The organism is Ruegeria sp. R8_1 (genome assembly GCF_017743815.1).
Classification (GTDB): Bacteria; Pseudomonadota; Alphaproteobacteria; order Rhodobacterales; family Rhodobacteraceae; genus Ruegeria; species Ruegeria lacuscaerulensis_A.
In genome coordinates, this window is record NZ_JAGHRL010000004.1 from 43,306 (window position 1) to 56,863 (window position 13,558).

Annotated in this window: 14 protein-coding genes; 6 read left to right on the forward strand and 8 right to left on the reverse strand. The window is 58.1% G+C overall.

Annotated elements, in window-relative coordinates:
• Nucleotides 1-8: 8 nt before the first annotated feature.
• The 5 genes from J7380_RS10480 to ugpC form a co-directional block, all read right to left on the reverse strand.
• The gene (locus J7380_RS10480) at nucleotides 9-539 is read right to left on the reverse strand and encodes an ester cyclase (protein ID WP_209195700.1); all 531 of its coding nucleotides are present in this window, start codon (nucleotides 537-539) and stop codon (nucleotides 9-11) included.
• 4 nt (nucleotides 540-543) lie between these two features.
• On the reverse strand, nucleotides 544-1,698 hold the full coding sequence (locus J7380_RS10485; RefSeq protein WP_209195701.1) for a carbohydrate ABC transporter permease: 1,155 nt from the start codon (nucleotides 1,696-1,698) through the stop codon (nucleotides 544-546).
• Nucleotide 1,699: 1 nt separating this feature from the next.
• Nucleotides 1,700-2,722: a sugar ABC transporter permease gene (locus J7380_RS10490; RefSeq protein WP_209195702.1), complete on the reverse strand. Its 1,023-nt coding sequence runs from the start codon at nucleotides 2,720-2,722 to the stop codon at nucleotides 1,700-1,702.
• 67 nt (nucleotides 2,723-2,789) lie between these two features.
• Entirely contained in the window at nucleotides 2,790-4,001 is a 1,212-nt protein-coding gene (locus tag J7380_RS10495; protein WP_209195703.1) for an extracellular solute-binding protein, read from the reverse strand.
• Nucleotides 4,002-4,076: 75 nt separating this feature from the next.
• Nucleotides 4,077-5,123 carry a sn-glycerol-3-phosphate ABC transporter ATP-binding protein UgpC gene (gene ugpC, locus J7380_RS10500; RefSeq protein ID WP_209195704.1) on the reverse strand — a complete coding sequence of 349 codons (1,047 nt, stop codon included), beginning with the start codon at nucleotides 5,121-5,123 and terminating at the stop codon, nucleotides 4,077-4,079.
• Nucleotides 5,124-5,275: 152 nt separating this feature from the next.
• Here ugpC and J7380_RS10505 point away from each other — a divergent pair, with 152 nt between their 5' ends.
• A complete protein-coding gene (locus tag J7380_RS10505) occupies nucleotides 5,276-6,289 on the forward strand; it encodes an ester cyclase (RefSeq protein WP_209196079.1) in 1,014 nt (337 codons plus the stop codon).
• Nucleotides 6,286-7,167 carry an amidohydrolase family protein gene (locus J7380_RS10510; protein WP_209195705.1) on the forward strand — a complete coding sequence of 294 codons (882 nt, stop codon included), beginning with the start codon at nucleotides 6,286-6,288 and terminating at the stop codon, nucleotides 7,165-7,167. The genes J7380_RS10505 and J7380_RS10510 overlap by 4 nt, the downstream gene beginning before the upstream one ends.
• Before the next feature lie 39 nt (nucleotides 7,168-7,206).
• Here J7380_RS10510 and J7380_RS10515 read toward each other — a convergent pair whose 3' ends face one another.
• Entirely contained in the window at nucleotides 7,207-7,842 is a 636-nt protein-coding gene (locus tag J7380_RS10515) for a DUF1326 domain-containing protein (protein ID WP_209195706.1), read from the reverse strand.
• Nucleotides 7,843-8,098: 256 nt separating this feature from the next.
• Between J7380_RS10515 and J7380_RS10520 the strand changes: the two genes are divergently transcribed.
• The 3 genes from J7380_RS10520 (at nucleotide 8,099) to J7380_RS10530 (ending at nucleotide 10,199) form a co-directional block, all read left to right on the forward strand.
• Nucleotides 8,099-8,584: a PACE efflux transporter gene (locus J7380_RS10520; protein ID WP_209195707.1), complete on the forward strand. Its 486-nt coding sequence runs from the start codon at nucleotides 8,099-8,101 to the stop codon at nucleotides 8,582-8,584.
• A gap of 133 nt (nucleotides 8,585-8,717) precedes the next feature.
• Nucleotides 8,718-9,407, forward strand: a complete 690-nt coding sequence (locus J7380_RS10525) for an outer membrane beta-barrel protein (RefSeq protein ID WP_209195708.1) — start codon at nucleotides 8,718-8,720, stop codon at nucleotides 9,405-9,407.
• Between the two features lie 69 nt (nucleotides 9,408-9,476).
• On the forward strand, nucleotides 9,477-10,199 hold the full coding sequence (locus J7380_RS10530) for a glycosyltransferase family 25 protein (RefSeq protein ID WP_209195709.1): 723 nt from the start codon (nucleotides 9,477-9,479) through the stop codon (nucleotides 10,197-10,199).
• Nucleotides 10,200-10,262: 63 nt separating this feature from the next.
• Here the strand turns inward: J7380_RS10530 and J7380_RS10535 are convergent, their stop codons facing one another.
• Nucleotides 10,263-10,913 carry a peroxiredoxin gene (locus J7380_RS10535; protein ID WP_170355987.1) on the reverse strand — a complete coding sequence of 217 codons (651 nt, stop codon included), beginning with the start codon at nucleotides 10,911-10,913 and terminating at the stop codon, nucleotides 10,263-10,265.
• Between the two features lie 208 nt (nucleotides 10,914-11,121).
• On the opposite strand from J7380_RS10535, the gene J7380_RS10540 reads away from it, so the two are divergent.
• Nucleotides 11,122-12,561 (forward strand): aldehyde dehydrogenase family protein, encoded by a 1,440-nt coding sequence (locus J7380_RS10540; protein ID WP_209195710.1) that lies wholly within the window; start codon nucleotides 11,122-11,124, stop codon nucleotides 12,559-12,561.
• 52 nt (nucleotides 12,562-12,613) lie between these two features.
• Here the strand turns inward: J7380_RS10540 and J7380_RS10545 are convergent, their stop codons facing one another.
• Nucleotides 12,614-13,456 carry a bifunctional helix-turn-helix domain-containing protein/methylated-DNA--[protein]-cysteine S-methyltransferase gene (locus J7380_RS10545; RefSeq protein ID WP_209195711.1) on the reverse strand — a complete coding sequence of 281 codons (843 nt, stop codon included), beginning with the start codon at nucleotides 13,454-13,456 and terminating at the stop codon, nucleotides 12,614-12,616.
• Nucleotides 13,457-13,558: the final 102 nt, after the last annotated feature.

Sequence of the window (13,558 nt, forward strand, 5' to 3'; positions counted from 1 at the left end):
CCTGATCCTTACTTGTCGGGGCGCGGGGCGGTTTTCTCACCCCGGTCGTAGGCTTCCCAGCCCTCGCCGTTGAACAGATCGACCCCCAGCTGCGCGGCCACATGGGCGAAATCCACATTCACCCAGTTGTCGACGATCTTGCCATCGACCACTTTCCAGAAATCCATGTAGCGGATTTCAACCCGCTTGCCGGTGGGGGCGATGCCCAGGAATTCGCCGGAATGGGTGGCCTCTTGCCGGCCAAAGGCGGCGGCCCATTCGCCCATGTAAAGACGCGCCTCATCAATGCAGGTCTTGTCGGAAAACGCCGCCTGAAACGGGCGCTGCCAGTTGTCCTGAAACTCTTTCAGGCCGGTTTTGGTGCCGCAGCCCTGATTGCCCATCCAGCGGAAGCCTTGGGAAAAGAACTCGCCGATATCGTCGATGCGGTGGTCGTTCAGACCATCGACCATCGTCTCGATCACACGGCGCGTTTCATCCGTTTTGGACATGTCCGTATCACGGGTCAGAACGGCTTGTTCCGGGCGGGAACCCTTCATTTCTTTATCCTTTTACTGCGCCGGCGGTCAGGCCGCTGACGATTTGGCGTTGGAAGATCATCACAAGGAAGAACAGCGGGGCGATGATCGACACCGCAGCGGCCACGGCGACCACCTGATCGGTCGTCGTTGTTTCGCGGTTGAACATGCCCGCAATGGCAGGGACCATCGTCTGATTCTGTGCATCCAGCAGCAGCGAGGTCACCAGAAAGTCGTTATAGGCCAGAAGGAAGCTGAACAGACCGGTCGTGATCACCCCCGGCCACATCACCGGCATGATCACCCGGCGGAAGGCCTGAAAGTGGTTGCAGCCGTCAACCCGCGCGGCCTCGTCCAGTTCGGCGGGGATGTTCTGAAAGAACGAGCGCAGCATCCAGATGGTGAAGGGCTGATTGATCGCCACCAGAACCGCAATCACCGCGAAAGGCTTGCCATAAAGCGTCGGCGCGTTCTCACCCAGAATGGGCGCCAGCCATTCGGCCGAGTTGATGAAGACCGGCAGATAGCCCGCCACCAGAACGGAATGCGGCAGCGCGCGGAAGATCAGCGCGATCAGCAGGATCCAGAAGGCCAGCGTTGATCCCGACCGCGCCAGCCCATAACCCGCTAGCGTGCCAACGGTCAGCGAGACGGTCACCACCCCGGCGGTCACGATCAGCGAGTTCTTGAAGTTGTTGGAAAAGCCCCGATCGACCCAAACGGTCTTGTAATGTTCGGTTGTCACGCCCAGCACGTCGCGACCCAAGGGGCCGAACAGCGGGTTCAGCACATTCAGAACCGCCGGCAGGACCACAAAGAACACCAGCAAAAAGGCAATCAGCGTGGCCAGAACGCCGACCACCCAGCCGAACCACGCCTGACCCGGCGCGGTGTATTCCTTGACCTTGGCGGGCAGCACTTTGGTCACGACCATGGCCGCGCCCCAGATCACCGCGATGCCAAGGATGATATCCAGAACCGACAGCCCGTTTCCGGTGGCCAGTGTCGCGGGGCCAAAGATCACGTTCAGCGCATTGCTGTCATAGGCGTCAACGGGGGATTTGACGCTCATGATCGCGATCCAGACGATCGGGAAAGCGGCGACAAGGCACCAGAAGGCCAGGAAAATGTTCGAGGTCAGCCGCAGGCTGAGAGGTTGGCGAAGCGCGCGCGAGGACATATCAGTGGCCTCCTTTATGGTCGCGCCAGGTGCGGCGCAGCGGCAGGATCAGAAGGATGACGATCCCGATCATGGTCAGCATCGCGCTGGCCGAGGCCCGGCTGATCGACCGGTTGCCCGCCTGATCCGGCACGAGGAAGTCGAAGGTCAGCCATTGCAGCGAGATGACGTAGGCTTGGCTTGAGAAACCGACGATCTCTTCGAACACGCGGTAGGCGTCCATCAGGTGGATCATCGACACGAAGATAATCAGCGGCATCAGATGCGGAATGACGATGTACTTCATGCGCTGCCAGCGGGTTGCCCCGTCGATCACGGCGCTTTCCAGACTGTCCTGATTGACGGTCTGCAGCCCGGCATAGAACACCACGGCCGCAAACGGGGCCACGTGCCAGACGCGGTAGAACATCATCAGGATTTCTATCGACCACGCCTGCGCAAACAGAGCTATGTCGCGATTCAGCCACCATTCCAGCAGCGCCGTCAGGATGCCGTCCCCACGGAACAGCCAGTTGATCGACAGCGCCCCGATCACCGGCGTGATGATGAACGGCAAGAGCGAGATAAAGATCACCGGCCCGCGGATCGACCGCGCCGCCCCGTTGATCAGAACCGCAATGCCCAGCCCGAACCCGATGACCAGCGGCAGCGTGATCAGCGTGAACGTCAGCGTGAACCGCAGCGCCTTCCAGAAGTTGATGGTGGACAGGACCGACCAGTTGCCCTCGGTGATCGCGCGCCACGCGCGTTCCGGCTCCAGCACATTGCGATAGCTTTGCAGGCCGACATATTCGGTCTGGATGATCACCTCGCCATGCTCGTCAAGCTTGGGCTGCGATTTCTGCTCGGTCACGCAGGTCTGGGTCAGGAAACCGGGGGTGCAGGTTTCGACCTCGACCGTCTCATAGACCGGTTGGGTAATGTAAAAGCTCTGCTTGAACACGCTGACCAACGGGAAAGCGATAAAGAGAAGCATCATAAAGACAGAGGGGCCAACAAAGGCGGCAAATGTCCGGAAATTCATGGCTCTGCCTTTCTCATGGTTCTCGAGTTGGGATTTAGGGAGGGCACAGGGCCCTCCCCGGGGAGGATCAGTTGCTGATCAGACCAGCCTCTTTCGCTGCGGTGATGTAATCCGCCTCGATATCGGCAAGCGCGGTCTGCGCATCCTTGGCACCGGTCAGGTAATCGGCCAGACCATTGCCCAATGCGCTGTGCAGAACACCCATTGCGGCGCTGGCCGGGTAGGCCCCCGCACCGTTTTGCGCCGAGGCTGCGGCCCCTGCGGCCAGATCACCGGGCTTGTAGGCCGGATTCAGCCACACGGCGGTGTCATTGTTGGCGCTGACCATGTCACCGTCGATGCCTTCCATGACCAGACGGAAGGCCGCATCGGCCTCCTCATCGCTCATGTTCGAAGCCAGAACGATGCCGTCCCACCAAATCGTGGTCGAGGGACGCTCGGACCCCATTGGGGCCGACGCCATAGTGACCTTGCCCACCACTTGGCTCTCGGCCTCGTCATTCATCGCAGCGGCACGGCTGGCCCACAGGTTCGCCATGGCGATCTTGCCCTGTTGGAACTGCTGCTGAACATAGGTGGAATCGGACACGAGGTATTCGGGATCCATGAACTCGGTCATGGCCTTCATCGTCTCAAGCGCTTTGACACCCTTTTCATTGTTGATCGAGGGCATGTTGCCTTCGCCGATGAACGTGCCGCCTTCGCCCATATACATGTTGACGAATTCCTGGGCGAGGTTCCAACCTGTCTTGAACGTGCCACCGATGGGGTATTCCATCACGCCGGCCTCTTTGATCTTGGCAGCGGCGGCGAGAACGTCGTCATAGGTGGCGGGCTCTTCGATGCCCAGATCGGCCAGAACGTCATTGCGGTACATAAGGTGCTGCGCGTTCACCATCATGGCGATCGCCATCACCTTGCCATCCACCTTGATCAACTGGTTGGGCAGCAAGTCCTGACCGTATTTTGCAACCAGATCATCCAGCGGACGGATGGAACCCGCGTTCAGCAGCGGGATCATGGTTTCATTCGCCACGCCGCCGATCTGATACAGCGACGGGTTGGCCGCAAAAGCTTCGGGCTGCTTCTCGCGAAATTCCTGATCCAACGACGCGCTGAAATTGCCGCATTCGGCCATCGCATCGGTGACGGCTTTCCAGGCCTCAAACCCTGCCGTCAGCGATTTTAACGGTACTTCGTTTTCGTAAGAACAGGCCGCAGATGCACCGCTTGCCGCGATGGCCATGGCGCCTGCCATTAGGATCGTCTTGAGTTTCATGCGTTTCTCCCTGTCAGGATGGGTCCGTCGTCGACGTCCGGACCGCTGTTATGCCCGTATGGGCTGTTTTTGGGGTTAGCCCCCGATCCGCGCACCGCTTCCAGCTTCGAAGAGGTGACAGATTTCCGTTGGCACTGAGAATGAGACGTTGTCCCCAATCTCGGCGCGGAAAGATTTATCGGCCTTGACCGACACCAAAGCCCCGCCAACCCGGACCGAAATCATGGTCGCGTCGCCCAGCAATTCGAGCGTGTAGATCGGCGCGGTAATCTGACCCGAGCCTTCGGAAAGGCTGGCATCCTCGGCCCGGAAGCCCAGCGTCATAGGGCCGTCCGGCGCGTCCACCGGTATCTCCACATGTTCCGCGCGGAACACCCCGCCCGCGACCTCGCCGTCCATCAGGTTCATGGCCGGTGAGCCGATAAAGCTGGCCACAAAGGTATTGGCCGGACGGTCGTAAATCTCGGTCGGGCTGCCGACCTGCTGCACCACGCCCTGTTTCATCACCACAACGCGGTCGGCCAGTGTCATCGCTTCGATCTGGTCATGGGTCACATAGATCGTCGTCACCGCCAGTTCGTGGCTGAGGTTCTTGATCTGCGCTCGGGTCGAAACCCGCAGCTTGGCATCGAGGTTCGACAGCGGCTCGTCCATCAGAAACACGTTGGGCTCGCGCACAATGGCGCGGGCCAGCGCCACACGCTGCCGCTGACCGCCGGACAATTCGGCGGGTTTGCGATGCAGGAAATCGTCCAGTTCGACCATCGCGCTGGCGCGGCGTACCTTGTCATCATGCGTATCGGGATCGATGCCGCGCACCTTCAGCGGAAAGCGGATGTTTTCATAGACGTTCATGTTGGGATAAAGCGCATAGCTTTGGAACACCATCGCAACATCACGGTCCTTGGGCTCCAGATCGTTGACGACCTTGCCGTCGATCAGAATCTCGCCCTCGGTCACATCCTCAAGCCCGGCGATCATGCGCATCGTGGTGGTCTTGCCGCAGCCCGACGGGCCTAACAGCACCAGAAACTCGCGATCTGCGATCGTCAGGTCAAAATTGTGGACCCCCACGAAGGTACCCCAGCGTTTGCCGACGTTGCGCAATTTGATTTCCGCCATGGTGCCCCCAACAAGGATTCGCTTTGCATACGTTTGCAAAACTGTAATTCGCATGTATCAAATCGGGCAAGACTTTTTTGCATACGTATGCAAAAATGAAGCTGAAACCCGACTCATCCCTGGCGGATGAACCTGATAAAACGCTGAGAAACATGGTAAATTCCGAACACTTCCAGACAGCAAAAAAATTAATCATTGCCTTTCACAAGGAGTTGGAAGGCGCAGGTGAGGATCAAATTGCGCAGGTTCTGGGCCAATTTTGCGCACCAGATCTGCTGTGGCGTGGCTTTCATCCATTCAATCAGCTTAGCGGTCCCGCGCAAGTAGGGGACCGATTCTGGCAGCCGCTCAAACACAGTTTAGCCCATCTTCAAATACGCGAGGACATTCTGTTTGCCGGACAGAACTCATTGCGGGACGAGGCCGATATCTGGGTCGTCTCAATGGGGCATCTTATGGGGTTGTTTGACCACCCGTGGTTGGGCATCCGCCCGACAGGCAAGCTGACTTTCCTGCGATATTGTGCCTTTTATCGGATCGCCGAGGGGCAGATTGTCGAAACAGCTATGTATTTCGACATTCCGCATCTGATGGTGCAGGCCGGGCAGAACCCCTTCCCACCGCAGACCGCCATGCATGTGGTGCAGCCAGGTCCAAGAACGCATGACGGGCTGCTGATGACTGAACAGCCCATCGAAGAGGGGCGGAAAACTCTGGCCGTGATCAATGCGATGATTGCAGATCTGGGCCAATGGAACAGCGGGCTGCCGCTTGAGGATGAACTGGCCCAAAGCTGGCACGACGATATGCTCTGGTGGGGCCCCGAAGGTATCGGTGCGACCTATACGATCGAACGCTATGCCAAGCAGCACTCCGGCCCGTTCCGCGCCGCTTTCACGAATCGCTCCAAGACCAATCATATTTGCCGGCTGGCCGAGGGACATTACGGCGGCTTTTTTGGCTGGCCCAACTTTACGGCCATTCCAACCGGCGGTTTCATGGGGATGCCGGCCACCGGCCAGACCAGCGAATTTCGGGTGATCGATATTTATCGCCGTGATGGTGACAAGTTGGCTGAGAACTGGATTTTCATTGACCTGCTGCATTTCTGGAAAGGGCAAGGCGTCGACATTCTGGAACGCAGCACAGGGATAGAAACGCCATGAAGATAGATGCACATCACCACCTTTGGGACCTGTCTGCTGTGACATATCCGTGGCTGGCCGAAAAAGGCGTTGTTCGATTTTTCGGTGACCCCGCGTCCATCCAACGGGATTATCTGCTGCCAGAATTCCGCGCGGATGCCGAAGCACAGGGCTTTGGCGCGTCGGTACATATCCAGGTAGGAGCAGCAGACCCGTGGGCCGAAGCGCGTTGGGTTCAAACCGTGGCCGACCAGTTTCCGGACTGGCCTCTGGTACAGGTGGCCTTCTGCGATCTGACGGCTGATGATCTGAGTGAACAACTCGATCGTCTTCAAACCTTGCCGTCCCTGCGTGGTGTTCGGCAGATCATAGGCCGCGCGCCCGGCGAGGACGCAGTCACCGGCACCAATGCGCTGCTTGAGGACCCCAAATTCCTATCCGGCCTTCAACAATTGGGGGCGCGTGGCCTGTCCTTTGACCTGCAACTTCTGCCCGAATTGATGCAACAGACCGCTGCAGTTCTTGCCCAATCCCCCGAGACGCAGGTGGCCTTGTGCCATGCCGGATCACCGCATGATCGAACGGATGAAGGCTTGCGCCAGTGGTCCGATGCCATGACGTCGTTGTCCTGTTTGCCGCAGGTTTATTGCAAGCTGTCCGGTTTGGGGATGTTTGATCACAGCTGGAGCGCCAACAGCGTTTCGCCCATCATAAAGACCTGCCTGTCCCAATTCGGATCTGACCGCTGCATGTTCGGGTCGAATTTCCCGGTCGACAGCCTAAGCGCGACATATCACGAGACCGTATCCCGGCATGAGGCCATCGTCCCGGTCGCCAGTCATACCGATGTCTTTCACAACACGGCGAAACGCTTTTACCGCATTGAAGCAGCGCGTTAACGGCTCAGTGAAACAGGGGGCGGAAACGGTCGGAATGTCCTAGTGGGCGACCCCGGACGGCCCGTGTTTCAGCACATGCCACTGGCCAAAGCTATCTTTCAGGTCCAGCGTGATCGCAGCATTCGCCGTGGTCGAGGCGCTGCCGATCTCGGCGATGGTGAATTCGATCCCACCGGGAATATCAATGCGCACCCGGTGCTCTCCGCCACCATGCGGGGCCTGAATCGGGCGCCCGGTTGATCGCAACACGTCGCCTACTGTGACATTGGCCTTGCGCCCTTCGATGTCGATATCAAAGTCTATCGGCAGATACAGGGTATCATGCACGGTTTTGCACATAGCACGGAACACGAACCAATGGGTGGCCATTTCGTCGGTTTCTTCCCCGTGGAACACCTTTTCCAGAGCATTCCGCTGTGCATCTGTCGCACTCGGATCGATGATCACCTGCATTTCCCCGCCTCCCTCGAAAATCGGGCCGGGCCAGGCATAGATCAGTGCCGCCTTGGTGCCCGTCAGGTCGATCTCGCCGAAATGCCCTTTGGACACCTCGAGCACTTCGAACCCTCGGCAATTCCCATGGGTGGGTAGTTCTTCGAACTGGCAGGGACAGGCGTAACCGCAATTGCAGTTTCCGAATGCCGCGCCCTCAACGTACCAATCTGTAAATGCCATCGTGACCCTCCTGAAATGAAAGCCCGATACCTGTCTTCATCTGCCCCGACGCCGGTATCCTAGCACATTTGCCCCAGAACTCCGAACCAAGGTGCTAATCATCTGGAACGCCTCAAAGATCTGTGTCCAAGTTCACAGTCAAAGAGCTCTCAGCATGACAGTTTACCCTAGGGAAACAATTTCCTGCCGACCTACAAGACAGGTTCGGACAAAAGACCGAATTAGCAAGGTCATCACGTGTGTGAAGGGATGGGTCATGACACTGAGGACGTTCAAAGAGCGCGTCATTCAAACCGGCAGTTTTGAGCTTATAGGCATTGCCTTTGTCTCACCGGTTTACGCTTATATCGCGGGATCTTCTATGGCGCATGGATTTGCGTTGATCACGCTGCTGTCCATCGTCATTCTGATATGGTCTCCGGTCTTCAACACCTTGTTCGACCTGCTGGAAAGGAACCAAACCTGCCGTTTGGCCTGCGCCCGGCCGCATCGGATGCGCATTATTCACGCCGTGCTGCACGAGGTAACAGCGGTGATCATCACGTGCCCGTTGATGATGTATGTCGGAGGGCATTCGTTAAAAACCGCGCTGGCCTTCAACCTCGGCCTGACGATCACATACTCCGTCTATACCTATGTATTTCACATCGTTTATGACCGACTGCGGCCCGTTCAACCTGTACGCGCAATTCAGAAAGCAGCAATGCAACCGGTGGAATTATCAGCCCCGCAAAACGTATGACAACACGGGTTGCGATTATTCGCTCACACAGCCCCAAATACCTGTGAATCGAAGTGAAGCCTCCATGCCTTCCTATTGCCGAAGCGTTCGCCCACATGTGCGCTCATAACCATTTGGAACAAAGGACATGGACATGGTTAAGCGTATTCTTCTCGCCTCGGCGGCACTGACGATCAGCGCATCGGCATTGTCGGCACAGAGTCTGGCAGACGGCCTGTATATTCAGGGCTTCGCTGGTTACAGCCAACTGCAGGACAGCGACTTCAGCGGCACCGTCAATGGCGGCCCAGAAAATGTCGACACCGATTTCGACGGTGGTTTCGGCCTGGGTGTGGCCGTCGGCAAAGAGATCCCGCAATGGAGCAACGACACCATCGGCACCCGGATCGAACTGGAACTGTCTTATCGTGACAACGATGTGGATGGCGTGAACTTCTCTGGCAACGGCCCGGCCGCCGAAGGCAATGTTTCGGGCGATGTGACCCAGACTTCTTTGTTTGCGAACGTTCTGGTCGACTTCAAGCAGGCCGGGGCCTTCACCCCGTACGTTGGCCTGGGCCTGGGTGCGACCTATACCGACCTGGATTTCGCCTATGGTCCGGGTGTTGAGCTGGACGACAGCGACACGACCTTTGCAGCCCAAATCATCGCAGGTGTATCTTATGACGTCAGTGCGAACACTGCGCTGACGCTGGATACCCGCTATTCGCGCGCCTTCGACGTCTCGTCCGACCGTTTCGCGCCAAACGGTGCCCTGACCGGAACAGTCGAAGACGATATCGATGCGTTCAGCGTAAATTTCGGCGTCCGTCAGCAGTTTTGATAGCATAGGGGAAGAGTTTCTCTCCGGTTTCTCTTCCCCCGCATGTTCCTGTGCTCTATGCACGGGAGCATGCGTTCATTTGTCATTCATATGTCCTCCAGCACCGCCCGGCAGGCCAACGCCAAGAAGCTGTGTGAAGATCTTCCAAATGCTGAATTGATCGAGGCTGTGGATGGTCGCGATCCGCAACAAATCAGCGATGTCCAGCTGTTCCCCGGCAACCTGTTCCGCCCCGAATACCCGTTTCGCCTGCGCCCTGCTGAAATCGGAGTGTTTCAAAGCCATCGACGGATTTGGCAGAAGATGGTGGACGAAAAAATAGACATGGCGATCACGACCGAGGACGACCTGCGCATCGACCCAAAACGCATGCAACAGGCGCTAGAGCTGGTCAAACCGATTGCGACTCCGGACCATTATATACGTATCCCCGTCAAACAACGGGAAACTGCGACGCAGGTGCTGGCAAGACGAAACGATCTAAGGCTTATTTTGCCCAAAGTCATTGGCTTGCAATGCGTCTGCCAACTGGTCGGGCGTCGGGCTGCGGAACGTTTGCTTGCGGTGACACATCAAATCGACCGCCCGGTTGATACCTTTCTACAGATGCATTGGCTGACAGGGCAGCCGATCCATTCGTTACAAGGCAGCGGCAATCAGGAAATCGCCGGTGAGATTGGCGGCTCGACTATTCAGTTCCGACCCCCGGTCAGCGATAAGCTGACACGCGAGTTCAAACGCGCGGCTTACAGGGCAAAACTGATGCAACACCCTCAGCGGGTTAGCGCCTGACACGCGCAGTTTAAAAAAGCGGGGCGTTACGCCCCGCTCTGTGTATTCGCTTGGCGCTTTGTATTAGCTTGGCGCTTTGGTTTTGCGCAGATAGGGGAAGATCGTTTCGAACTCGCCGAATTTCTCTTTGGCTTCTTCGTTGGAAACTGCAGGCGGGATAATCACATCTTCGCCCGGTACCCAGTTGGCCGGGGTTGCAACGCCCTTGCTGCTCATTTGCAGACCGTCCAGCGCGCGCAGGATTTCCGCAAAGTTTCGGCCCACTGTCATCGGATAGGTCATCGACAGCTTCAATTGCTTGTCGGGGCCAATGATAAAGACAGAGCGCACCGTGGCGCTGTCTGCAGGGGTACGACCGTCGGGCAGATACGCTTCGGCGGGCAGCATGTCGAAGGCTTTTGAAACCGCAAGGCCGTCATCGGCGATGATCGGGAAACCGGGATTGGCGTTACCGTAAGCCTCGATGTCCTTTTTCCATTTCTTGTGGTCTTCTACGCCATCGACCGAGACGCCGAGAACCTTGGTGTTTCGCGCCGCCCATTCGTCATTCAACTGCGCAACGGCGGAAAACTCGGTGGTGCAGACAGGGGTAAAATCCTTGGGGTGCGAGAACAGAATCGCCCAGCTATCGCCAATCCAGTCATGAAACTGAATGGTGCCCTGATCCGTTTCTGCAGTGAAATTCGGGACGGTGTCATTGATACGCAAACCCATGGGGCCTCTCCTTCTGATACTGGTAAGCCTGATGAGAACTTAATCAATTTGCCCATAAGTTAAACTGCTGTTTCCGGATCGAGTTTAAATTCACGCATTTCGATTTGAAGCCCGAACGGAATTGTCACTTGCCCGGCGTCTACCATGGTGACAAGGTTGCGGCGAAAAACCGACCAACCGGTCGGGCCAATTGCAAAAGGGTTGCAGCATGATCGAAAAGCGTAACTTCTACATCAATGGCGAATGGGTATCTCCTGCGGCGACCAGTGATTTCGAAGTCATCAACCCCTCGACCGAAGAGCCCTGTGCGGTCATTTCCCTTGGATCACAACCGGATACGGACGCTGCTGTAGCGGCGGCAAAGGCGGCCCTGCCGGGCTGGATGGCAACCCCGGTAGAAGACCGCATCGCTCTGGTCGAGAAACTGGTCGAGATCTACGCATCACGTGCTGAAGACCTCGCGCAGGCGATGTCTATGGAAATGGGCGCGCCAATCGACATGGCCCGTACGCAGCAATCAGGCGCAGGGGTTTACCATCTTAAGAACTTTATTCGCGCCGCAAAAGCATTCCAATTTGAACGCCCGCTGGGCGATCATGCGCCCAATGACCGGATCATCTACGAGGCGGTGGGTGTTGCCGCATTGATCACGCCATGGAACTGGCCGATGAACCAGATTACCCTGAAAGTTGGCGCGGCGGCGATTGCAGGCTGTACGATGGTGCTGAAACCGTCCGAGCAAAGCCCCCTGAACGCGATGATCTTCGCCGAGATGATGGACGCGGCAGGCTTTCCTGCAGGCGTGTTCAATTTGGTGAACGGCGATGGTGTGGGTGTGGGGTCTCAGCTGTCGGCGCACCCGGACGTGGATATGATCAGCTTTACAGGTTCGACCCGCGCGGGAACTGCGATTTCCAAGAATGCGGCAGATACACTGAAGAAAGTACATCTGGAACTGGGCGGCAAAGGCGCAAACGTTGTCTTTGCGGACGCCGATGAAAAAGCGGTCAAACGTGGCGTATTGCACATGATGAACAACACCGGCCAAAGCTGTAATGCGCCAAGCCGTATGTTGGTGCAGCGCCCGATCTATGACCAAGCCGTTGAAACCGCAGCCGAGGTGGCCGGCAAAGTCGCTGTCGGCCCCGCGCTGGAAGAAGGTCGCCATATCGGCCCCGTGGTGAACGAACTGCAGTGGACTAAGATACAAGACCTGATCCAGAAGGGCATCGACGAAGGTGCGCGTTTGGTCGCCGGTGGCACCGGGCGGCCCGAGGGTCTGAACAAGGGCTACTACGTGCGCCCCACCGTCTTTGCCGACGCCACCAACCAGATGACCATCGCGCGCGAGGAAATCTTTGGCCCGGTCCTGACCATGATCCCCTTCGACACCGAAGAAGAAGCTGTCGAGATTGCCAATGACACGCCTTATGGCCTGACCAACTATGTCCAGACACAGGACGGTGACCGCGCCAACCGCATGGCCCGCGCGCTGCGATCCGGCATGGTTGAGATGAACGGCCAGTCGCGCAGCGCTGGGTCTCCGTTTGGTGGGATGAAGCAATCAGGCAACGGGCGTGAAGGCGGCATCTGGGGGCTGGAGGATTTCCTTGAGGTCAAAGCCGTTGGCGGCTGGGCGGCCGAGTAAACATCCCTAGTGATCCAGTGGTGAGGCACCTAACGGTGCCTCGCTCTATATCTCAGGCATCCGCCTGAGCGGCCTCATAGGCCAGCATCGCGCGTTTGACGGGCAGGCCCCAGTGATAGCCACCCAAGCCGCCCGATTTGCGCAACGCCCGGTGACACGGGATCAGCCAGCTGACCGGGTTGCGCCCGACCGCCGTACCCACGGCCCGCACCGCCTGCGGTGACCCCACCCGTTGCGCGATCTCGGAATAGGTCGTCACCTGCCCCGAAGGGATGTGCATCAGCGCTTCCCACACTTTGATCTGCAGGGGCGAGCCGATCAGGTGCAGCGGGGTCTCGGACCGATCGGCACCAAACGACGCCTCGACCCATGGGCGCAGTTTTTCGGTATTCTCGACATAGCGGGCTTTGGGCCAGCGCGCGGTCATATCCTCCATCGCCGCCGCTTCGCCGGTTTCCGCGCCAAAGGCCATGCCGCAGATGCCCTTGTCGGTGCCCATCACCAATGTCGGGCCAAAGGGGCAGTCGAACCAGCCCCAGTATATCGTCAGGCCATCGCCTTTGCGGGCGTATTCACCGGGGCTCATGGATTCCCATTTCAGGAACAGATCATGCAGGCGACCGGATCCGGAAAGCCCCACATTATGCGCCGTCTCCAGCGTGGTGAACCGCTCGCGCAGCAGCGCCTTGGCGTGGCCCAGCGTCAGATATTGCTGATAGCGTTTCGGCGATACCCCGGTCCAGCGCGAGAACAGGCGCTGAAAATGCGCGGGACTCATGTCCATCTGGCGGGCCAGTTCGTCCAGCGACAGGGATTCGCCGCCCTGATCAATCAGCTCGATCGCGCGGCGCATGACGTTGTAATGGTATCCGCTTTCGGGGGTCTGGACGTTCATATCTCACCTCTTCTGCTGCCCCGGACCATAGCCCGCGCGCCCGGCCACCGCGACCCGAAACCTGCGCATTGGCTTTGGGCTTGTGTCACAGGCCCTTGGGCG

Coding starts and splice junctions, on each gene's coding strand:
- J7380_RS10535 (WP_170355987.1), bottom strand. CDS start 10,913: ATGGGTTTGCGTATCAATGACACCGTCCCGAATTTCACTGCAGAAACG.
- J7380_RS10545 (WP_209195711.1), bottom strand. CDS start 13,456: ATGAACGTCCAGACCCCCGAAAGCGGATACCATTACAACGTCATGCGC.
- ugpC (WP_209195704.1), bottom strand. CDS start 5,123: ATGGCGGAAATCAAATTGCGCAACGTCGGCAAACGCTGGGGTACCTTC.
- J7380_RS10490 (WP_209195702.1), bottom strand. CDS start 2,722: ATGAATTTCCGGACATTTGCCGCCTTTGTTGGCCCCTCTGTCTTTATG.
- J7380_RS10515 (WP_209195706.1), bottom strand. CDS start 7,842: ATGGCATTTACAGATTGGTACGTTGAGGGCGCGGCATTCGGAAACTGC.
- J7380_RS10510 (WP_209195705.1), top strand. CDS start 6,286: ATGAAGATAGATGCACATCACCACCTTTGGGACCTGTCTGCTGTGACA.
- J7380_RS10540 (WP_209195710.1), top strand. CDS start 11,122: ATGATCGAAAAGCGTAACTTCTACATCAATGGCGAATGGGTATCTCCT.
- J7380_RS10480 (WP_209195700.1), bottom strand. CDS start 539: ATGAAGGGTTCCCGCCCGGAACAAGCCGTTCTGACCCGTGATACGGAC.
- J7380_RS10525 (WP_209195708.1), top strand. CDS start 8,718: ATGGTTAAGCGTATTCTTCTCGCCTCGGCGGCACTGACGATCAGCGCA.
- J7380_RS10505 (WP_209196079.1), top strand. CDS start 5,276: ATGGTAAATTCCGAACACTTCCAGACAGCAAAAAAATTAATCATTGCC.
- J7380_RS10530 (WP_209195709.1), top strand. CDS start 9,477: ATGCGTTCATTTGTCATTCATATGTCCTCCAGCACCGCCCGGCAGGCC.
- J7380_RS10520 (WP_209195707.1), top strand. CDS start 8,099: ATGACACTGAGGACGTTCAAAGAGCGCGTCATTCAAACCGGCAGTTTT.
- J7380_RS10485 (WP_209195701.1), bottom strand. CDS start 1,698: ATGTCCTCGCGCGCGCTTCGCCAACCTCTCAGCCTGCGGCTGACCTCG.
- J7380_RS10495 (WP_209195703.1), bottom strand. CDS start 4,001: ATGAAACTCAAGACGATCCTAATGGCAGGCGCCATGGCCATCGCGGCA.